The organism is Enterobacter cloacae complex sp. P16RS2 (genome assembly GCF_014982155.1).
Lineage (GTDB): Bacteria > Pseudomonadota > Gammaproteobacteria > Enterobacterales > Enterobacteriaceae > Enterobacter > Enterobacter cloacae_M.
Genome location: NZ_JADCKW010000014.1, coordinates 95563 through 116904, shown reverse-complemented (window position 1 = coordinate 116904; position 21342 = coordinate 95563). Strand labels below are relative to the sequence as shown.

18 protein-coding genes, 1 pseudogene and 1 other annotated feature are annotated in these 21342 nt (G+C 55.9%); of the genes and pseudogenes, 11 read left to right on the top strand and 8 right to left on the bottom strand.

Going from position 1 to position 21342, the window contains the following annotated elements:
* Positions 1-8 precede the first annotated feature (8 nt).
* On the top strand, positions 9-1469 hold the full coding sequence (locus INF68_RS10355; protein ID WP_126786025.1) for a PLP-dependent aminotransferase family protein: 1461 nt from the start codon (positions 9-11) through the stop codon (positions 1467-1469).
* Here INF68_RS10355 and INF68_RS10350 read toward each other — a convergent pair.
* The 6 genes from INF68_RS10350 to acrA all read right to left on the bottom strand — a co-directional run bounded on the left by INF68_RS10350 (position 1441) and on the right by acrA (position 8277).
* Entirely contained in the window at positions 1441-1908 is a 468-nt protein-coding gene (locus INF68_RS10350) for a YlaC family protein (protein ID WP_023310598.1), read from the bottom strand. The genes INF68_RS10355 and INF68_RS10350 overlap by 29 nt on opposite strands.
* A gap of 117 nt (positions 1909-2025) precedes the next feature.
* On the bottom strand, positions 2026-2577 hold the full coding sequence (gene maa / locus INF68_RS10345) for a maltose O-acetyltransferase (protein ID WP_023310599.1): 552 nt from the start codon (positions 2575-2577) through the stop codon (positions 2026-2028).
* A 205-nt stretch (positions 2578-2782) separates the two neighbouring features.
* On the bottom strand, positions 2783-3001 hold the full coding sequence (locus tag INF68_RS10340) for an HHA domain-containing protein (protein WP_008499287.1): 219 nt from the start codon (positions 2999-3001) through the stop codon (positions 2783-2785).
* A gap of 27 nt (positions 3002-3028) precedes the next feature.
* Complete coding sequence (tomB, locus tag INF68_RS10335) at positions 3029-3403, bottom strand: Hha toxicity modulator TomB (RefSeq protein ID WP_008499288.1); 375 nt, start codon at positions 3401-3403, stop codon at positions 3029-3031.
* A 511-nt stretch (positions 3404-3914) separates the two neighbouring features.
* Positions 3915-7061 (bottom strand): multidrug efflux RND transporter permease subunit AcrB, encoded by a 3147-nt coding sequence (acrB, locus tag INF68_RS10330; RefSeq protein WP_109844843.1) that lies wholly within the window; start codon positions 7059-7061, stop codon positions 3915-3917.
* Between the two features lie 22 nt (positions 7062-7083).
* On the bottom strand, positions 7084-8277 hold the full coding sequence (gene acrA, locus INF68_RS10325) for a multidrug efflux RND transporter periplasmic adaptor subunit AcrA (RefSeq protein ID WP_029741963.1): 1194 nt from the start codon (positions 8275-8277) through the stop codon (positions 7084-7086).
* A gap of 141 nt (positions 8278-8418) precedes the next feature.
* On the opposite strand from acrA, the gene acrR reads away from it, so the two are divergent.
* Complete coding sequence (gene acrR, locus INF68_RS10320) at positions 8419-9072, top strand: multidrug efflux transporter transcriptional repressor AcrR (protein ID WP_109844844.1); 654 nt, start codon at positions 8419-8421, stop codon at positions 9070-9072.
* Positions 9073-9185: 113 nt separating this feature from the next.
* Complete coding sequence (mscK, locus tag INF68_RS10315) at positions 9186-12533, top strand: mechanosensitive channel MscK (RefSeq protein ID WP_126786024.1); 3348 nt, start codon at positions 9186-9188, stop codon at positions 12531-12533.
* A 41-nt stretch (positions 12534-12574) separates the two neighbouring features.
* Here mscK and rsmS read toward each other — a convergent pair.
* Together rsmS and priC are read right to left on the bottom strand one after the other, a co-directional pair.
* Positions 12575-12743, bottom strand: a pseudogene (gene rsmS, locus INF68_RS10310) (pleiotropic regulatory protein RsmS); the annotation flags it as partial.
* Between the two features lie 14 nt (positions 12744-12757).
* Complete coding sequence (priC, locus tag INF68_RS10305) at positions 12758-13285, bottom strand: primosomal replication protein N'' (RefSeq protein WP_109844846.1); 528 nt, start codon at positions 13283-13285, stop codon at positions 12758-12760.
* Between the two features lie 50 nt (positions 13286-13335).
* On the opposite strand from priC, the gene INF68_RS10300 reads away from it, so the two are divergent.
* The 8 genes from INF68_RS10300 (at position 13336) to hemH (ending at position 21335) form a co-directional block, all read left to right on the top strand.
* The gene (locus tag INF68_RS10300; RefSeq protein ID WP_126786023.1) at positions 13336-13713 is read left to right on the top strand and encodes a DUF454 family protein; all 378 of its coding nucleotides are present in this window, start codon (positions 13336-13338) and stop codon (positions 13711-13713) included.
* A 150-nt stretch (positions 13714-13863) separates the two neighbouring features.
* Positions 13864-14415 (top strand): adenine phosphoribosyltransferase, encoded by a 552-nt coding sequence (gene apt, locus INF68_RS10295; RefSeq protein ID WP_000127359.1) that lies wholly within the window; start codon positions 13864-13866, stop codon positions 14413-14415.
* A gap of 88 nt (positions 14416-14503) precedes the next feature.
* Positions 14504-16432, top strand: a complete 1929-nt coding sequence (gene dnaX / locus INF68_RS10290) for a DNA polymerase III subunit gamma/tau (RefSeq protein ID WP_126786022.1) — start codon at positions 14504-14506, stop codon at positions 16430-16432.
* Positions 15762-15826, top strand: a sequence feature (DnaX frameshifting element). Its footprint overlaps the gene before it by 65 nt.
* Positions 16433-16486: 54 nt before the next feature.
* A complete protein-coding gene (locus tag INF68_RS10285) occupies positions 16487-16819 on the top strand; it encodes a YbaB/EbfC family nucleoid-associated protein (protein ID WP_003858972.1) in 333 nt (110 codons plus the stop codon).
* On the top strand, positions 16819-17424 hold the full coding sequence (recR, locus tag INF68_RS10280; protein ID WP_008499298.1) for a recombination mediator RecR: 606 nt from the start codon (positions 16819-16821) through the stop codon (positions 17422-17424). Before INF68_RS10285 ends, recR begins: the two co-directional genes overlap by 1 nt.
* A gap of 110 nt (positions 17425-17534) precedes the next feature.
* The gene (htpG, locus tag INF68_RS10275) at positions 17535-19409 is read left to right on the top strand and encodes a molecular chaperone HtpG (protein WP_126786021.1); all 1875 of its coding nucleotides are present in this window, start codon (positions 17535-17537) and stop codon (positions 19407-19409) included.
* A 194-nt stretch (positions 19410-19603) separates the two neighbouring features.
* On the top strand, positions 19604-20248 hold the full coding sequence (gene adk, locus INF68_RS10270) for an adenylate kinase (RefSeq protein WP_006809841.1): 645 nt from the start codon (positions 19604-19606) through the stop codon (positions 20246-20248).
* A gap of 124 nt (positions 20249-20372) precedes the next feature.
* Positions 20373-21335: a ferrochelatase gene (gene hemH, locus INF68_RS10265; RefSeq protein ID WP_109844848.1), complete on the top strand. Its 963-nt coding sequence runs from the start codon at positions 20373-20375 to the stop codon at positions 21333-21335.
* The last annotated feature ends 7 nt before the right edge of the window (positions 21336-21342 follow it).

Below are 21342 nucleotides of genomic sequence, written 5' to 3'. Positions count from 1 at the left end.
GAGGGAAGATGAATATACCGGGTGATGAGCTTTACGCTTTGCTCCATGCTGCGCTGAAAAAGCGTGGGCAAGAGACGCTCCAGCGCGCGCTCTATCTCGCTTTGCGGGAGGCCATACTGGGCGGAAGGCTTCGGTCCGGCAGCCAGCTGCCCGGTTCGCGAACGCTGGCGCAGCAGATCTCGGTTTCCCGAAACACCGTCAATGCGGCGCTGGACCAGCTCGCGCTCGAAGGCTATTTGCTGCGTAACCGTCAGGGTACGCGGGTGGGGCAATTCGCTCATCGTACGATTACCCGGGCATTGCCGGATCCTGACGTCAGGCTGACAAAACGGGTTGCCCTGCTGTCCGCGCCCGTGCCGCGCGACACCCCGGTGATGGCGTTTACGCCGGGAACGCCTGCTATTAACTATTTCCCCTTGCCGCTGTGGCGGCGATTGTACGATCGCGTCCTGCGCGAGGAGGGGAGTGCCCTGTTAGGCTATGGCGACCCGGCCGGCGAGCCGTCGCTGCGGGCCGCGATTGCCCGGCATCTCGCCCTGTCCCGCGGTATCGACTGCGACGCCAGCCAGATTGTGATAACTGAAGGAGCGCTTGAGGGCGTCAACCTCTGCACGATGCTGTTAAGCGAGCCTGGCGATGTCGCCTGGGTAGAAAACCCCGGCTATAGCGGGGCAAAGAGTGCGTTTGTTAAAACCGGCCTGGCAATGACGGGAATACCGGTTGATGGCGAGGGAATGTGCTGGGAAGGGCTGGATGCGCCTGTGCCCTCAATGATTTTTACCTCTCCTTCGCATCAGTTCCCTTATGGAAGCGTGCTCAGCGCGCGGCGGCGGCTGGCGCTGCTGGAGCTGGCCCGGAAGCACAACGCGTGGATCATTGAAGACGATTACGACAGCGAGTTCCGCTATGCCGGTGAGCCCGTACCGGCGATGCTGGGAATGGTCAACAATGCGCCCGTTGTATATCTGGGGACGTTCAGTAAAACGCTGTTTCCGTCACTTCGAATGGGGTTTATGGTTTTACCGCCAGCGCTGGCGAAAGCGGCTCGCCCGGCCATCGGCTCGCTGTTGCGCGGGGGGCATCGCGCGGAGCAGCGTACTCTGGCGCTGTTCATTGAAGAAGGTCATTACGCCCGTCATCTTGCCGCCATGCGTAGGCTCTACCGTAAACGCTACCGCCAGCTACGTGAGGTGCTGGGCGCAGAGCTTTATTCTCCGCATCGCATTCTGGCAGGCGAAGGGGGAATGCATCTGGCGCTGGCGATAGAGGATATTGACGACCAGAGGCTAGTGGAGCAGGCGAGGGCGTTTCAGCTGGCACCCGCTGCGCTGAGCGGGTACTACCTGGAGGCGAAGCAGGGGCAAACCGGTCTGGTTTTAGGTTACGGCAATACCTCTGCTTCTCAGTTTGCGCCGGGGATCCGACGCCTGCAGACGTTAATTACGCAGCAGCAGGGCGGGAAAGGGTAAAGACATCATAGAAAGAGAGCTGACCTTTGGTGGAGACCATTTTCTGCAGTTTCTCTTTTTGCCCGGCTTCTACCGCCGGAGAGTGCATAATGTTTTCGATCAGCTCCTCTGGCACGTAACGCGTGTTGTACCATTCGCCGTTATAGCAGACCCGGAAATCGAGCACGTCGATATCTTCGTAACGGTAGCGCGGATTCACGTCGAAAAAGAAAAAGGCGTTAAAGACGACAAACAGTACAACCAGCAGCCAGACGGAGTCCACCAGCGTTTCGGACTTCAGCATCACAATCAGCGTCGCCAGCCACGCGGCATACATGGCGACAAACAGTCCAGGATGTTTGCGAATAAAGCTAATGCTAAAGCGCGGGCGATTGTCGCGCTTTTCGCGGAGGTTAAGATCGTCGATGGTGGCGGTAAGCAGGCGCTGTATCTCGGTCATTTTTTGCCTTCATGAGAGTTGACAATACAGGGTGTCTGCCAATTTTAGGGGAGCCATCAGGCTGAAAAAAGTAACAGTCTGGCGCTAAAAGACTATAACAGTTGACTCCCCGCAACCTTACAGCGTTTTGATGATTTTTGCCGGGTTGCCGCCAACGACGACGTTAGCCGGGACGTCTTTCGTCACGACGGCGCCGGAGGCCACGACCACATTATCACCAATGGTGACGCCAGGGTTAATGACCGCCCGGCCACCAATCCAGACGTTATTGCCAATATTGACAGGTTTTCCAAATTCCACGCCGCTGTTTCGTTCTTCCGCGTCCAGGGGATGGGTAGCCGTATAAATATGAACACCCGGCGCGAGCATGCAGTTATCGCCAATATGAACAGGGCAGACATCCAGCATCACGCAGTCGAAGTTAGCATAAAAGTTTTTGCCCAGATAAATGTTATATCCGTAGTCGCAGCGGAAGCTCGGCTCAATATAAGCTCCTGCGCTTTGTCCCAGAAGTTCCGCCAGAATGTTCTGTCGTTCTGTTTTTTCATCAGGCGCGGTGTGGTTATAGCGGTAAACCAGATGGCGGGCCCGCAGTCGGTCAGCCCGTAACGTCTCATCGCCGGGGCGGTAATGTTCACCGGCAATCATTTTCTGTTTTTCTAAGCTCATTGGAAACCTCTCTGGATGTTATTACCGCAGGGTAATCGGAACAGGCCAGAAGGGGAACGTTCCCGAAAAGCCGTTGTGACTGTCGTCACAACATTGCTGCTGATGAACACGTTTTATACGGAGACCTGGCTTACGCACAGGGAGCATAACGGGACAGGTAAATAATCAGAACGAGGCGTAGAACTCTACAGACACCCTTCAAAGATTAACGGACAAATTTCCACACAGAAGTAGGGATTTTGTCATACAGCTTATTCATTGTCAGTTCAGCAAGACGATGATCAGCGGCTGAATAAAATACCGCCAGTTCATTATCAGAAAGCTCGTATTTATTCTTTTCAATGACGCGCTCGAGCGTGTCAATTGACTGACAACGTCGTAAGCGCATCAAATAATCGATTTTTGTGAGTGGTTTATCAGACATAAATTCACCTTAGTAATTGTAATAATTTTAACAGGAAAGACTCACCGGGTTAGCTCTGCTCACGTTGACGAAACAGCGGAATAGCCGATTTCCCGATTTACGCCATTTTTGCAAATCCTGAGCGTTAATGCCGTAACTGCTGAACAACATAAAGGTGTCGTCCAGGTATTCATCAATTTGCTCAATGAGCTTATTATCTTCATTGTACTTAATTTTATAATTAAGTGCGAAGGTTGCGATATGCTCTATCAGCTCATTCAACTGTAAATTGATGGCAGACGTTGGGTCGTTTACCCAGCCATGGTTGCTTTCATCAAGATTGGCAAGGCAGTCATGGTACAAGGATTCGCAGAGAAATTTCAACTGCGCGATATCATGCCTTTTTGGCGAGTACTCGTCCATAGCGCATCCCCTTCTGAGTGATTTCTTACTCACCGAACATCATTGTCGGGATGGATACAACTGACTTAGCTACATGAGTGCTGTGTTCCTGATAAACTAACTATAAGCCACTCCTTCCTGGATTTCACCGCGCTATTACGAAAAATTACAAATAAAAACCGCAGGCTGGGAGCGTCTACGCAAATGGTCACCCTGGACTCAACGTTTTTATCCAAATTAACGACGGGGTTTTATCGCTTCCTTACGTTTCATCAGCTTAGCAAAAATGATAAGAAAAGTTCAGATTCAGACTTATCTTTGTAAGAACTTCTCATTAGGAATATTCCTAATACCTTGAGCGGGGAAATGAAATTAAAAAAATCCTGAATTCACCGATTAAGGTATCAGTTAATTATGATATGTCTATTTAAGATGGCAGAAAATAAATTGAGCCACAATAAGCGTAATTTATGATTTTTTCTGAAAATGAAAAAGGCCGCTAATGCGGCCTTTTTATCATGTGGAACCGGTATCAGTGAGGTTCTACCGAATGACTGTGCTCAATATCTTCATTTTTACGGCTGAAGCGGCGGCGAACCACCACGAAGAACACCGGTACGAAGAAGATAGCCAGTACGGTCGCGGTGATCATCCCACCCATAACGCCTGTACCTACCGCATTCTGCGCGCCGGAACCCGCACCGGAGCTGATAACCAGCGGCAGTACGCCGAGGATAAACGCCAGCGACGTCATCAGGATTGGGCGCAGACGCATACGAACCGCTTCAAGCGTCGCCTCAATAAGGCCTTTGCCTTCTTTCTCCATCAGATCTTTGGCGAATTCAACGATTAGTATCGCGTTCTTCGCCGACAAGCCAATGGTTGTCAGCAGGCCTACCTGGAAGTAAACGTCGTTGGTCAGTCCACGGAACGTTGCTGCAAGCAGCGCACCGATAACCCCGAGTGGAACCACCAGCATAACGGAGAACGGAATCGACCAGCTCTCGTACAGTGCCGCCAGACACAGGAAGACCACAATCAGTGAAATGGCGTACAGAGCAGGGGCCTGGTTACCGGACAGACGTTCCTGATAGGACATACCGGTCCAGTCATAGCCAATACCCGCAGGCAGTTTGCTTGCCAGTTCTTCCATCAGGTTCATGGCTTCACCGGTGCTTCGGCCCGGAGCAGCCTGACCCAGGATCTCCATTGATGGCAGACCGTTATAGCGTTCCAGACGCGGTGAACCGTATTCCCAGCGTGAGGTTGAGAACGCCGAGAATGGTACCATCTGACCATTGCTGCCGCGCACGAACCAGCTGTTGATATCGTTCGGCAACATACGGTACTGCGCCTCGGACATCACGTACACTTTCTTCACACGACCGCGGTCGATGAAGTCGTTAACGTAGCTACCGCCCCAGGCTGCGCCCAGCGTGGTGTTGATGTCACTGATGGATACGCCCAGCGCCTGGGCTTTCTCCTGGTCGATATCGATCTTGTACTGTGGCGTATCTTCCAGGCCGTTTGGACGCACGCCGACCAGCAGGTCAGGGTGTTTAGCGACTTCACCAAACAGCTGGTTACGCGCCTGCGTCAGTTTTTCGTGACCCAGACCGCCCTGGTCGATCAGCTGGAAGTCGAAGCCGGTTGCGGTACCCAGTTCAACAATCGCTGGCAGGTTAAAGGCGAATACCATCGCATCTTTAATCTGCGAGAAGGTGCCCATTGCACGGCCGGTGATGGCTTCAACCTTGTTCTCTTTGCCCGGACGTTCAGACCAGTCCTTCAGAGAGACGAAGGCAATACCGGTGTTCTGACCGCGACCCGCAAAGCCAAAGCCGTTAACCGCAAACACGGATTCAACGTTGGCTTTCTCTTTGGTGAGGTAGTAATCGGTCATCTCATCCAGCACTTTCTGGGTACGCTCTTGCGACGCACCCGCCGGAAGCTGAGCCATACTCAGGAACACGCCCTGGTCTTCATCTGGCAGGAACGAGCTTGGCAGACGAACGAACAGGTAGGCCATGCCCACCACGATGATGATATAGAGCAGCAGGTAACGACCGGTGCTGCGCAGGATGTTACCCACGCTGTCGGTGTAGTGGTGCGTGCTCTTATCGAACATGCGGTTAAACCAGCCGAAGAAGCCTTTATGCTCGCCGTGACCGCCTTTCTGAATCGGCTTCAGCATGGTGGCACACAGGGCAGGGGTCAGGATCAACGCCACCAGCACCGACAGCGCCATCGCGGAAACGATGGTAATAGAGAACTGACGGTAAATCGCACCGGTAGAGCCCCCGAAGAAGGCCATCGGGATAAATACCGCAGACAGAACCATCGCGATACCGACCAGCGCGCCCTGGATCTGGCCCATTGATTTACGGGTCGCTTCCTTCGGCGGCAAACCTTCTTCCGCCATCACGCGTTCGACGTTCTCGACCACGACGATGGCGTCATCCACCAGCAGGCCGATGGCGAGCACCATCCCGAACATCGTCAGGGTGTTTATCGAGTAGCCAAATATCGACAGGATCGCAAAGGTTCCGAGCAGAACAACCGGCACGGCAATCGTTGGGATAAGCGTCGCGCGGAAGTTTTGCAGGAACAGGTACATCACCAGGAATACCAGGATGATCGCCTCAACCAGCGTCTTAACCACTTCGTGAATCGAGATTTTCACGAACGGCGTGGTGTCGTACGGGTAAACGATTTTCAGACCTGACGGGAAGAACGGTTCCATCTTCTTCAGCTCTGCGCGGATCGCCGTGGCGGTGTCCAGGGCGTTAGCGCCTGTCGCCAGTTTGATACCCAGACCGGAAGCCGGTTTACCGTTAAACTTCGCGATGATGTCGTAGTTCTCACCGCCCAGCTCAACTTTCGCCACGTCGCGCAGGCGAACCTGCGAACCGTCCTGATTCACCTTCAGCAGAATTTTGCTGAACTCATCGGCAGAGGTCAGACGGGTCTGCGCGATGATCGAGGCGTTAAGCTGCTGGCCTTTCACCGGCGGCGTACCGCCTAACTGACCGGCCGCTACCTGGGCGTTCTGCGCTTTAATCGCGCTGATCACGTCAACCGGCGTCAGCTGGAAGTTGTTCAGCTTGTTCGGATCCATCCAGATACGCATCGCGTACTGGGAACCGAACAGCTGCACGTCACCCACGCCGGAAGTACGGCTGATGGCGTCCTTCATGTTGGCGCCCACGTAGTCGGAAATATCCTCCTGCGTCATGGTGCCGTTGGTGTTGATAACGCCGACAACCATCAGGAAGCTACTGGACGATTTCTCGACGCTCACACCCTGCTGTTGTACTTCCTGCGGCAGCAAAGGCATTGCCAGCTGCAGTTTGTTCTGCACCTGAACCTGCGCAATGTCCGCATCCGTACCTGACTGGAAGGTCAGGGTGATCTGCACCGTACCGGTGGAGTCACTGTTTGAGGACATGTACATCAGGTTATCGATACCGTTCATGTTCTGTTCGATAACCTGGGTGACGGTGTCCTGCACCGTTTTCGCATCAGCCCCCGGGTAGGTTGCGGAAATTGTCACCGCCGGTGGCGCAATCGTTGGATATTGCGCGACAGGCAGCTTCAGGATCGCAAGTCCCCCGGCCAGCATGATGATAATGGCGATCACCCACGCAAATATGGGGCGATCGATAAAGAAATTAGGCATGTCTTAACGGCTCCTGTTTAAGTTAAGACTTGGTTTGTTCTGACTGGCCAGCGGCCGAAGCTTGTTGTTTATCGTCAGATTTCACTTCCTGTGCTTTAACCTGCGCGCCAGGACGAACTTTTTGCAAACCAGTAACAATCACGCGATCGCCATCTTTCAGACCTTCCGTCACCAGCCATTTATCGCCAATCGCCTGGGTGGCGGTGATATTGCGCGTTTCGACTTTGTCATCTGCCCCAACAACCAGCGCGCTCGCATCGCCGCGTGGCGTACGGGTCACACCCTGCTGTGGAACCAGAAGTGCGGTTGGATTCGTTCCTTCTTCCAGACGCGCACGAACGAACATACCTGGCAGCAGATTTTTGTCAGGGTTCGGGAAAATCGCACGTAAGGTGATGGAACCGGTAGTCTGGTCGACCGTCACGTCAGAGAATTCCAAGGTACCTTCCTGCGGGAACTTAATACCGTCGTTGGTAATCAGCTCCACTTTGGCTTTGCCGTTTTCCTGTTTCAGGGTGCCGTTAGCCAGCTCCTGTTTCAGGCGCAGGAAATCGTTGCTGGACTGCGTCACGTCAACGTAGATCGGATCGAGCTGCTGCACCGTCGCCAGCGCATTGGTCTGACCGTTCTGCACCAGCGCCCCTTCCGTGACGGAAGATTTACCAATACGACCGCTGATAGGGGAGGTCACTTTGGTATAGGCCAGGTTAATGCGCGCGGTTTCGACGGCCGCTTTGGCTGCCACCACGGCCGCGTTAGCCTGCTGTGCATCGGCCAGAGCGGTATCGTAATCCTGTTGGCTGATGTACTTGGTACCGAGCAGCTTTTGGTAGCGGTTCAACGTCAGCTGAGCAATTTTGGCCGCGGCTTGTGCTTTCGCCAGGTCGCCTTTCGCACTTTCATAAGAGGCCTGATAGGTTGCTGGATCAATCTGATACAGAGACTCACCGGCTTTCACATCACCACCTTCGGTGAAGTTACGCTTCAGGATAATGCCGCTAACCTGAGGACGCACTTCCGCAATGCGGTAAGCATTGGTACGGCCTGGTAATTCGGTGGTGATTTGAAGAGGTTCAGATTTGAGCGTCACGACGCCTACTTCTGGCGCCTGCTGAGCTCCTTGTTGAGCTGGTTTGTCGTCACATCCTGTTAGCGCTAAGCTGCCTGAGAGCATCAGAACGACCGCCAGAGGCGTTAACCCTCTGTTTTTGTTCATATGTAAACCTCGAGTGTCCGATTTCAAATTGATCAAGGGTCCTGAGTCTAAAAACCCATTGCTGCGTTTATATTATCGTCATGCTATGGTACATACATTCACAAATGTATGTAAATCTGACTCCTGTAAATTCACCCACCTATGGCACGAAAAACTAAACAACAAGCGCTGGAAACCCGACAACACATTCTGGATGTGGCAATACGTTTGTTCTCGCAGCAGGGTGTTTCATCCACCTCGCTGGCGCAGATTGCTCAGGCTGCCGGTGTGACGCGAGGAGCGATTTACTGGCATTTTAAAGATAAGTCAGATCTGTTCAGTGAAATCTGGGAGCTTTCAGAGTCCAGCATTAGCGATCTCGAGAGTGAGTATCGGGCAAAATTCCCTAACGATCCACTCTCAGTATTGAGAGAAATATTAGTATATATCCTTGAAGCAACGGTAGTTGAAGAACGTCGCAGATTAATGATGGAGATTATTTTCCATAAATGCGAGTTCGTGGGCGAGATGGCGGTGGTGCAGCAGGCGCAACGCAGCCTTAGCCTGGAGAGCTATGATCGTATTGAACAGAATCTGAACCTGTGTATGCAGGCAAAACTCTTACCGGCCAATCTCTTGACCCGACGGGCGGCAATCCTGATGCGCAGCTACATTTCAGGTCTGATGGAAAACTGGCTTTTCGCGCCGCAATCCTTTGACCTCAAAGAGGAAGCCCGCAGCTACGTGGCGATTTTACTGGAAATGCTACAGCTCTGCCCCACGCTGCGCAGCGACGCGCCTTCGCTAACGGCCTGATCCCTATCCAGGATTTATCTCAGAGGATAACGTTCGCGCTATTCTGCTTTCAGCGAGCGTGATATTCTTCACGCCGGACTATTTTCGGTCATCTTCTGACATCATTCACAACTATGCTGCCCATCAATCGCTCGCAACATCCTGTTTTTGCATTGCTCTTTGCGATGCTGTTTTTCTTCGCTACGGCGCCGCTGACCTGGGCCCGCGCCGATAACAGCAACGATATTCCCTCGCGCAGCGATGTTCAGTCGCAGCTCGACACGCTGAACAAACAAAAAGATCTCTCCCCTCAGGAGAAACTCGTCCAGCAGGATCTGACGGAAACGCTGGAAACGCTGGATAAAATTGAACGCATCAAAGCGGAAACCGTCCAGCTTCGCCAGAAGGTGGCGCAGGCCCCTGAAAATATGCGTAAGGCCACCGAAGCGCTGAATGCTCTCAGCGATGTGGATAACGACGACGAGACGCGTAAGACGCTCTCGACGCTCTCCTTACGTCAGCTGGAGTCCCGCGTCGCACAACTGCTCGACGACCTGCAAACCGCGCAGTCGGATCTTGCAACGTATAACAGCCAGCTTGTTTCTCTGCAGACCCAGCCCGAGCGCGTGCAAAACGCGATGTATGCCGCGTCTCAGCAGCTGCAGCAGATCCGCAACCGTCTGAACGGCACGACGGTAGACGAGGGTACGCTGCGCCCGACGCAGCAAACGCTGCTGCTGGTTCAGCAGACCTTGCTCAATGCGCAAATCGAACAGCAGCGTAAAAGCCTGGAAGGGAATACGGTGCTGCAGGACACGCTTCAGAAACAGCGTGATTACGTCACCGCGAACATTAACCGCCTGGAACACCAGCTTCAGCTGTTGCAGGAGGCGGTAAACAGCAAACGCCTGACCCTGACGGAAAAAACCGCCCAGGAGGCCGTATCGCCTGACGAAACCGCCCGCATTCAGGCGAATCCGCTGGTGAAACAGGAGCTCGAGGCCAACCACCAGCTTAGCCAGCGCCTGATACTGGCGACGGAAAACGGCAACTCGCTGGTTCAGCAAAATATCAAAGTGAAGAACTGGCTGGATCGCGCGCTGCAGGCTGAGCGCAACATCAAAGAGCAGATTGCGGTCCTGAAGGGCAGCCTCCTGCTGTCGCGTATTCTCTACCAGCAGCAGCAGACGCTCCCGTCCGCCGATGAGCTGGAAGACATGACCAACCGCATTGCGGATTTACGTCTGGAACAGTTTGACGTCAACCAGCAGCGCGATGCCCTTTTCCAGAGTGATGCCTTTGTCGCCAAAATTGAAGAGGGGCATTCCAGCGACGTGAACCCGGAAGTGCACGACGCGCTGCTCCAGGTCGTCGATATGCGTCGCGAGCTGCTGGACCAGCTCAACAAACAGCTGGGCAACCAGCTGATGATGGCCATTAACCTGCAAATCAACCAGCAGCAGCTGGTGAGCGTCTCGAAAAGTCTGCAGGAGATCCTGACCCAGCAGATTTTCTGGGTAAACAGCAACAAGCCGATGGACTGGGACTGGGTCAAATCCTTCCCGGAGACGCTGAAAACGCAGATTAAGAGCATGAAGATCACCGTAAACTGGGAGAAAGCCTGGCCAGCGGTCATGATTGCTTTCCTGGCCGGTTTACCGCTGCTGCTGATTGCCGGTCTGATCCGCTGGCGTCTGGGCTGGCTGAAAAAATACCAGGCGAAGCTGGCCTCCGAAGTGGGGCAGCTGCGCAACGATAGCCAGCTCCATACGCCAAAAGCGATTCTCATCGATCTCATCCGCGCTCTGCCGGTGTGCCTGATTATTCTGGCTGTGGGCCTGATTCTGCTCACCATGCAGCTCAACGTCAGCGACCTGCTGTGGGCGTTCAGTAAAAAGCTGGCGCTGTTCTGGCTGGTGTTTGGCGTGTGCTGGAAGGTGCTGGAAAAAGACGGCGTGGCGGTGCGTCATTTCAACATGCCAGCGCAGCTGACCAGCCACTGGCGTCGTCAGATTGTGCGCATTAGCCTGGCGCTCCTGCCGCTGCACTTCTGGTCGGTTGTCTCTGAGCTTTCTCCGCTGCACCTGATGGATGACGTGCTGGGCCAGCTGGTCATCCTGCTGAACCTGCTGCTGATTGCGATCCTGATGTGGCCGATGTGCCGCGACAGCTGGCGTGATAAAGAGTCCCACAATATTCGCCTGGCCACCGTAACGGTGCTGGCGATCATTCCGCTGGCGCTGATGGTGCTGACGGCAACGGGCTACTTCTATACCACGCTGCGCCTGTCCGGTCGCTGGATTGAAACGGTCTATCTGGTGATCGTCTGGAACCTGCTCTATCAGACCGTGCTGCGCGGCCTGAGCGTGGCGGCTCGCCGCATTGCCTATCGCCGTGCTATCGCGCGTCGTCAGCATCAGGTGAAAGAAGGGGCCGAAGGCGCGGAGCCGCAGGAAGAGCCGACCATCGCCCTGGAGCAGGTTAACCAGCAGACGCTGCGCATCACCATGCTGGTGATGATCGCCCTGTTTGCGGTGATGTTCTGGGCTATCTGGTCCGATCTTATTACCGTTTTCGCCTATCTCGACAGTATTACCCTCTGGCAATACAACGGTACCGAAGCGGGCGCTGCGGTCATGAAAAGCGTGACCATGGGCAGCCTGCTGTTTGCGCTGGTGTCGTCGGTGGTGGCCTGGGCGCTGATTCGCAACCTGCCAGGCCTGCTTGAAGTTCTGCTCCTGTCACGTCTGAATCTTCGCCAGGGGGCGTCCTACGCCATTACCACGATCCTCAACTACGTGATCATTATTGTCGGGGCGATGACGGTCTTTGGCTCGCTTGGCGTCTCGTGGGATAAACTGCAGTGGCTGGCGGCGGCCCTCTCGGTCGGTCTTGGTTTTGGCCTGCAGGAGATCTTCGGTAACTTTGTGTCTGGCCTGATCATCCTGTTCGAACGTCCGGTACGAATCGGCGATACCGTTACCATCGGCACCTTCTCCGGTACGGTCAGCAAGATCCGTATTCGCGCCACCACCATCACCGACTTCGATCGCAAAGAGGTGATCATCCCGAACAAAGCGTTCGTGACCGAGCGCCTGATCAACTGGTCGCTCTCCGATACGGTGACGCGTGTGGTGATCCGCCTGGGCGTAGCCTATGGATCGGATCTGGAGAAGGTGAAAGAGGTGCTGCTCAAGGCGGCGTCAGAACATCCGAAAGTGATGCACGATCCGGCTCCGGCGGTCTTCTTCACCACCTTTGGGCCGAGCACGCTGGATCACGAGCTGCGTTTATACGTGCGCGAGCTGCGCGACCGCAGCTACACGGTGGATGAGCTTAACCGCTCTATCGATCGTTTGTGCCGTGAAAACGATATTAATATCGCCTTCAACCAGCTTGAGGTTCACCTGCGCAACGAGAAGGGTGATGAGCATACGGAAGTGAAGCGCGACATTAAGGGTGACGATCCTACGCCTGCATAATCTATTTTCCCTCGGCCCTCAGGGGCGAGGGAACGATTTTCCCCCTCTCCCTCAGGGAGAGGGCCGGGGTGAGGGTAATTTACCTTCAAAATCCCGCCGCACAATCTCCAGTGCCTTAAGCACCGTTTCGGCGGGGATCTCATGATTCTCCAGCAGCATAATCAAATCGACGGCCAGCTTGACCTCATCGGGTGCATTTTCCAGCGACATGGGTGTGGCTCCTGTTAACGGGTCAAACGTTCAATGACGCGCTCAATCTCATCCAGCGCCTGACGGCAGCGGACGATGCGTCCTTCCAGCGCGCTAATCTCGCGCATCAATAGCTGCTGCTCTTCCAGCGTTTCGCTGTTGTTCAGCCGCGACTCGCGCTCGCGCTTCATCTCAAACAGCCGGCGCTCAAACTCCTGGTTCTCCAGCCGCTTGCGCTGCCATTTACCGAGCCCCGGCGAGGCGCTGTCCCAGGCGCGCAGCGGCCAGGCGGTAATCTCGCGATGCAGGGCGGTGATCTGCTCAGTGAGATGCTCTGCAAGCCACGCCACCTGCTCCTGCTGTTCACTCTCAACCGCATGGCGAAGCTCGTCGAGGTTAGTCTGCGCTTCAGCAAGGTAATCCTGAATGACTGTGCTGCGGGTACGAAAAAGCCGCCGGTCAAAGCGCGGCTTCAGCGTGGCGTGCCCCATTAGCGGCGTGGCCTGCTCCCGCAGAGCAATCAGCTGATTTTGCAGCCTCTCAAGAAGCAGTGCTGTTTTCAAGGCGCTCTCCAGTGGTAAAGTAGCCGTTCAGTTTGATAACGATTCGCATTATGAAGCGTACTATTTTAATCATCATTGGCTGGCTCGCGGTAGTGCTTGGCACGCTGGGGGTGTTTTTACCCTTGTTGCCGACCACGCCATTTATCCTGCTTGCGGCCTGGTGCTTCGCCCGCTCGTCGCCGCGTTTTCACCACTGGCTGCTCTACCGCTCATGGTTTGGCGGCTATCTGCGGCACTGGCAAAAACACCGGGCCATGCCGCCCGGCGCGAAGCCGCGCGCGATCGCAGTGATTCTCATCACCTTCGCTATTTCATTATGGCTGGTGAAAATAATGTGGGTACGTATTCTGCTGCTGGCGATCCTGACCTGCCTGCTTTTCTTTATGTGGCGGATCCCCGTGGTTGATGAAAAGCAACAAAAGCACTGAAGCCTCATCATGGCTGTTGCAATTATCACGCGCAGCCAGTAAATTCGACCGTTTTCGAGCACAGGTGCGCCTGGTCAAAGGTTAAACAGTTGTTGCCTTGGCCGACTCGTTGCGCGCTGTGAGTAACACTGTTTCATTTAGGCAAAACCGATGACCGCAACTGCACAGCAGCTTGAATATCTGAAAAACAGCATCAAAAGCATCCAGGACTATCCAAAGCCTGGCATTCTTTTCCGTGATGTCACCAGCTTGCTGGAAGACCCGAAAGCGTACGCGCTCAGCATTGAACTGCTGGTCGAGCGTTATAAAAACGCCGGGATCACCAAAGTAGTAGGTACCGAAGCCCGTGGCTTCCTGTTTGGCGCACCGGTTGCGCTGGCGATGGGCGTGGGTTTTGTGCCGGTGCGTAAGCCGCGCAAACTGCCGCGTGAAACCATTGCTGAGAGCTATGAGCTGGAGTACGGCACCGATCAGCTGGAGATCCACGTTGATGCGATCAAGCCTGGCGACAAGGTGCTGGTGGTCGACGATCTGCTGGCAACCGGCGGTACCATTGAAGCGACCGTGAAATTGATCCGTCGTCTGGGTGGTGAAGTGACCGACGCGGCATTCATCATCAACCTGTTCGATCTCGGCGGTGAACAGCGCCTGGAAAAACAGGGCATCACCAGCTACAGCCTGGTGCCTTTCCCGGGTCATTAATCCCGGTTTTCACAACCTCGCTCAATGGGTGAGGTTGTGATAGCATTCCCCTCCATAAATTCACCTTCCAGCGTTGCAGAGCCTGCCCATGAGTTATCAGGTGTTAGCCCGTAAATGGCGACCACAAACCTTTGCTGACGTTGTCGGTCAGGAACATGTGCTGACGGCCCTGGCGAACGGCTTGTCGCTAGGTCGCATCCATCACGCCTATCTTTTCTCCGGCACCCGCGGCGTCGGTAAGACCTCTATTGCCCGCTTGCTGGCAAAAGGTCTCAACTGCGAAACCGGGATCACCGCCACGCCGTGCGGCGTGTGTGATAACTGCCGGGAGATCGAGCAGGGGCGTTTTGTCGATCTGATCGAGATCGACGCCGCCTCGCGCACCAAAGTGGAAGATACCCGCGATCTGCTCGATAACGTGCAGTACGCCCCGGCGCGCGGCCGCTTCAAGGTCTACCTGATTGATGAAGTGCACATGCTGTCGCGCCACAGCTTTAACGCCCTGCTGAAAACGCTGGAAGAGCCGCCCGCGCACGTGAAGTTCCTGCTGGCGACCACCGATCCGCAAAAGCTGCCGGTCACGATTTTGTCGCGCTGCCTGCAGTTCCACCTGAAGGCGCTGGACGTTGAGCAGATCCGCGCGCAGCTTGAGCACATTCTTGATGAAGAGAAAATTGTCCACGAACCGCGTGCCCTGCAGCTGCTGGCCCGTGCGGCGGACGGCAGCCTGCGTGATGCGCTCAGCCTGACCGACCAGGCGATTGCCAGCGGTGACGGCAAGCTCTCCACCGAGGCGGTCAGCACCATGCTCGGCACGCTGGATGACGATCAGGCGCTGTCGCTTATCGAAGCGATGATTGCCGCCAACGGCGAACGCGTGATGTCGCAGGTGAATGCCGCCGCTTCCCGGGGTATCGAATGGGAAGGACTGCTGGTTGAGATGCTCAGCCTGCTGCACCGCGTGGCGATGCTGCAGCTTTCTCCGTCCGCCATCGGTGCGGATATGGCCGCTATTGAACAGCGGATGCGTGAGCTTGCCCGCACCGTGCCGCCTGCCGACGTGCAGCTGTACTACCAGACGCTGCTGATTGGCCGCAAAGAGTTGCCGTTCGCGCCGGATCCACGGATGGGCGTTGAAATGACGCTGCTGCGCGCGCTGGCGTTCCATCCGCGCATGCCATTGCCGGAGCCGGAAGCGCCGCGGCAGTCTTTCGCGCCGGTCGCCCCTACGGCGGTGATGTCGCCGCAGCAGGTGCCGCCGCAGCCGACGCCGCCGCCGCAGCAAAACGTGCCGCTGTCGGATGCCACCAGTTCGGTGCTTGCCGCACGCAGCCAGCTGCAGCGTGCGCAGGGAGTAACCAAACCAAAAAAGAGTGAACCGGCAGCGCCAGGAAGAGCGCGGCCGGTGAACAACGCCGCGCTTGAACGACTGGCCTCGGTAACGGAGCGCGTACAGTCGCGTCCGGCACCGTCCGCGCTCGAGCAGAAAGCCCCGGTGAAAGAAGAGGCTTACCGCTGGAAGGCAACCACCATCACTGAAACGGTGAAGGAAGAGGTCGCCACGCCGAAAGCGCTGAAAAAGGCGCTGGAGCATGAGAAAACGCCGGAGCTTTCCGCGAAGCTTGCCGAAGAGTCCATTGCCCGGGACGCCTGGGCCGCCGAGGTCAGCAAACTCCAGCTGCCGAAGCTGGTCGAGCAGGTCGCGCTGAATGCCTGGAAAGAGCAGGACGGCAATCAGGTGCGTTTGCACCTGCGTCCGGGTCAGCGGCACCTCAATTCTCCTGGCGCGCAAAAGGCGCTGGCGGAAGCGCTCGCCGCATTACAGGGCGCGCCGGTTGAATTGACCATCATTGAAGATGATAATCCGGCAGTGAAAACGCCGCTGGAGTGGCGCCAGGCCATTTATGAAGAAAAGCTCGCGCAGGCGCGCGAGGCGATTATTGCGGATAACAACATTCAGACCCTGCGCCGGTTCTTCGACGCCGATCTGGATGAAGAGAGTATTCGCCCCATTTGATCGTGAGTCTGACTTACGGTTGTAATCCTTAAACGTGAAAGAAGAGAGAAGCCTATGTTTGGTGGAAAAGGCGGTCTGGGTGGCCTGATGAAGCAGGCTCAGCAGATGCAGGAAAAAATGCAGAAGATGCAGGAAGAGATCGCTCAGCTGGAAGTCACGGGTGAGTCCGGTGCCGGTCTGGTCAAAGTGACCATCAACGGTGCGCACAACTGCCGTCGCGTGGAAATCGACCCGAGCCTGCTCGAAGACGACAAAGAGATGCTGGAAGATCTGGTTGCAGCCGCGTTTAACGATGCCGCTCGCCGTATCGACGAAACTCAGAAAGAGAAAATGGCCTCTGTTTCCAGCGGTATGCAGCTGCCGCCTGGCTTCAAGATGCCATTCTGATGCAAACCAGTCCGCTGCTCACGCAGTTAATGGAAGCACTGCGCTGCCTGCCGGGCGTTGGCCCGAAGTCGGCGCAGCGCATGGCGTTTACGCTATTGCAGCGCGACCGCAGCGGCGGGATGCGCCTGGCGCAGGCTTTAACCCGCGCCATGTCAGAAATTGGTCACTGTGCGGATTGCCGCACCTTTACCGAGCAGGACGTGTGTAACATCTGTACGAACCCGCGTCGTCAGGAAAACGGTCAGATTTGCGTGGTGGAGAGTCCGGCGGACATCTACGCCATCGAACAAACCGGGCAGTTTTCCGGCCGCTACTTCGTGCTGATGGGGCATCTCTCCCCCCTGGACGGTATTGGCCCGGATGATATCGGTCTTGACCGCCTTGAACAGCGTCTTGAGTCCGAAACCATCAAAGAGGTGATCCTCGCCACCAACCCGACGGTGGAAGGGGAGGCAACCGCCAACTACATCGCTGAACTGTGCTCGCAGTACGGCGTTGACGCCAGCCGCATCGCCCACGGCGTGCCGGTGGGCGGCGAGCTGGAAATGGTCGACGGCACCACGCTTTCGCACTCTCTGGCCGGGCGTCACAAGATTATTTTCTGACCAAACGGAGGCTGCGCGCGCGGCCTCCGCTTGAAAATTTCCCCCCTTATCCCCATCTCTCACTCAACGTTTTAAAACCCCATTAAATGGCATTGTTGAGGTCGACATAGATGAAAGGACAAGAAACCCGTGGTTTCCAGTCAGAAGTAAAACAGCTTCTGCACCTGATGATCCATTCCCTGTATTCCAACAAAGAAATTTTCCTGCGTGAGCTAATTTCCAACGCCTCGGACGCGGCGGACAAGCTGCGCTTCCGCGCGCTGTCTAACCCAGACCTGTACGAAGGCGACGGCGAGCTGCGCGTGCGCGTCTCGTTCAATAAAGAGAACCGCACCCTGACCATCGCCGATAACGGCATCGGGATGAACCGCGACGAGGTGATCGACCACCTCGGCACCATTGCCAAATCCGGCACCAAAGCGTTCCTCGAGTCCATGGGCTCTGACCAGGCGAAAGACAGCCAGCTCATCGGCCAGTTCGGCGTGGGCTTCTACTCGGCGTTTATCGTGGCCGACAAAGTCACCGTGCGCACCCGTGCGGCAGGCGACAGCGCCGAGAACGGCGTGCTGTGGGAATCCAAAGGGGAAGGCGAGTACACCGTTGATGACATCACTAAGGCGGATCGCGGGACCGAAATCACCCTGCACCTGCGTGAAGGGGAAGAAGATTTCCTGAATGACTGGCGCGTGCGCTCCATCATCAGCAAATATTCTGACCACATCGCGCTGCCGGTTGAGATTGAAAAACAGGAAGAGAAAGACGGTGAAACCGTGGTCTCCTGGGAGAAGATCAACAAGGCGCAGGCGCTGTGGACGCGCAACAAGTCTGAAATTAAAGACGACGAATACAACGAGTTCTACAAGCACATCGCCCACGACTTTACCGACCCGCTGACCTGGAGCCACAACCGCGTGGAAGGTAAGCAGGAGTACACCAGCCTGCTGTACATTCCGGCACAGGCGCCGTGGGACATGTGGAACCGCGATCACAAGCACGGCCTGAAGCTGTACGTTCAGCGCGTGTTCATCATGGACGACGCCGAGCAGTTCATGCCGAACTACCTGCGCTTCGTGCGCGGTCTGATAGATTCCAACGATCTGCCGCTGAACGTTTCGCGTGAAATTCTGCAGGACAGCACCGTCACCCGTAACCTGCGCAACGCCCTGACCAAACGTGCGCTGCAGATGCTGGAAAAACTGGCGAAAGACGATGCTGAAAAATATCAGACCTTCTGGAAACAGTTCGGTCTGGTGCTGAAAGAAGGCCCGGCAGAAGACACCGCGAACGTTGAAACCATCGCCAAACTGCTGCGCTTCGCCTCTACGCACACCGACTCCTCCGCGCAGACCGTGTCGCTGGAAGAGTACGTCTCCCGCATGAAAGAAGGGCAGGAGAAGATCTACTACATCACCGCCGATAGCTACGCGGCGGCGAAGAGCAGCCCGCACCTGGAGCTGCTGCGCAAGAAAGGCATCGAAGTGCTGCTGCTTTCTGACCGCATCGACGAGTGGATGATGAACTACCTGACCGAGTTCGACGGTAAGGCGTTCCAGTCCGTAGCCAAAGCCGACGAATCCATCGACAAGCTGGCCGATGAAGTGGACGAAAGCGCGAAAGAAGCCGAGAAGGCGCTGGAGCCGTTCGTTGAGCGCGTGAAAACTCTGCTGGGCGATCGCGTGAAAGAGGTGCGCTTCACGCACCGTCTGACCGACACCCCGGCGATTGTCACTACCGATGCGGACGAAATGAGCACCCAGATGGCGAAACTGTTCGCTGCGGCGGGCCAGGCGATGCCGGAAGTGAAATATATCTTTGAGCTTAATCCGGATCATCCTCTGGTGAAACGCGCGGCGGATACCCAGGACGATGACCGCTTTGCCGAGTGGGTTGAGCTGCTGTTGGATCAGTCCCTGCTGGCCGAGCGCGGCACGCTGGAAGATCCTAACCTGTTCATTAAACGTGTGAATGCGCTGCTGCTGGCGTAATTGACCACGCCTTCCCTGGTCTTCTCCCTCTCCCGTGGGAGAGGGCCGGGGTGAGGGCACCAGACCGTACTAACCCAAATAATCTCCCCTCGTTAACCGTTTCAGCCTTCCCGCCTTCCTTGAGCGATGCCCGTTCTGGTGGTATTGTTTAGCGCTTTTGAAAAATTGAAACGACTTTTGAGGGGATTTTCGCAATGCGTATTATTCTGCTTGGCGCTCCGGGCGCGGGTAAAGGAACTCAGGCTCAGTTCATCATGGAGAAATACGGTATTCCGCAAATCTCCACCGGTGACATGCTGCGCGCCGCTGTTAAATCTGGCTCCGAGCTGGGTAAACAAGCGAAAGACATCATGGACGCAGGCAAGCTGGTGACCGACGAGCTGGTTATTGCTCTGGTCAAAGAGCGCATTGCTCAGGAAGACTGCCGTAACGGTTTCCTGCTGGACGGCTTCCCGCGCACCATTCCTCAGGCTGACGCCATGAAAGAAGCGGGCATCAACGTGGACTACGTTCTGGAGTTCGACGTGCCGGACGAGCTGATCGTTGACCGTATCGTTGGCCGTCGCGTACACGCTGCTTCTGGCCGCGTTTACCACATCAAATTCAACCCACCTAAGGTTGAAGGCAAAGACGACGTGACCGGCGAAGAGCTGACCACCCGTAAAGACGATCAGGAAGAGACCGTGCGTAAACGCCTGGTGGAATACCATCAGATGACCGCGCCGCTGATCGGCTACTACACCAAAGAAGCGCAGGCGGGTAACACCAAATACGCCAAAGTTGACGGCACCAAAGCCGTGGCTGACGTACGTGCAGAGCTGGAAAAAATCCTCGGCTAATCGCGCGCCTCTCACCCGGGCTTCCGGGTGAGAAATATTCTCATCTTACCTATTACAGCAATGGGTTTCGTTTAAACGCATTTCCGCTACAATTGACAACCTATCAAATGGTTAAGAGGCGTGAATGAGTCAGGCGAAAACCGGCATCCTGCTTGCCAATCTGGGCACTCCAGAAGCACCTACATCAGACGCGGTAAAACGCTACCTGCGACAATTTTTAAGCGACACGCGCGTCGTGGATTTCCCGAGACTGCTGTGGTGGCCGCTGCTGCGTGGCGTCATTCTGCCGATTCGTTCTCCGCGCGTCGCCAAACTCTATCAGTCCGTCTGGATGGAAGAGGGCTCGCCGCTGATGGTTTACAGCCGTCGCCAGGAAAAAGCGCTGGCCGCCCGCCTGCCGGATATGCCCGTAGCGCTCGGTATGAGCTACGGAAAACCGTCCCTCGAAAGCGCGGTGGAATCACTGCTGGCGCAGGGCGTGGACCATATCGTCGTGCTGGCGCTCTACCCGCAGTACTCCTGCTCGACGGTGGCCGCCGTCTGGGACGAGCTGGCCCGCATTCTGGCGACCCGCCGCCGCCTTCCGGGCGTGACCTTTATTCGCGACTACGCGGATAACGATCTCTACATCCAGGCGCTTGCCAACAGCGCGCGCGCGTCGTTTGAAAAGCACGGCGAGCCGGATCTGCTGCTCCTTTCCTATCACGGGATCCCGCAGCGTTTCGCCAATGAAGGGGATGATTATCCGCAGCGCTGCCGCGATACCACGCGCGAGCTGGTCTCCGCCCTTGGCCTGCCGCCGGAGAAGGTGATGATGACCTTCCAGTCGCGCTTCGGCCGCGAGCCGTGGCTGACGCCGTACACCGATGAAACCCTCAAAATGCTGGGTGAGAAGGGCGTGAAGCATATTCAGGTGATGTCGCCGGGCTTCTCGGCCGACTGTCTGGAAACGCTGGAAGAGATCGCGGTGCAAAACCGGGAATTTTTCCTTGAGGCTGGCGGCGAAAAGTACGAGTACATTCCGGCGCTTAACGACTCGCCTGAGCATATCGACATGATGGTCTCGCTGGTAACGAACAGCCGCTGATCGCACT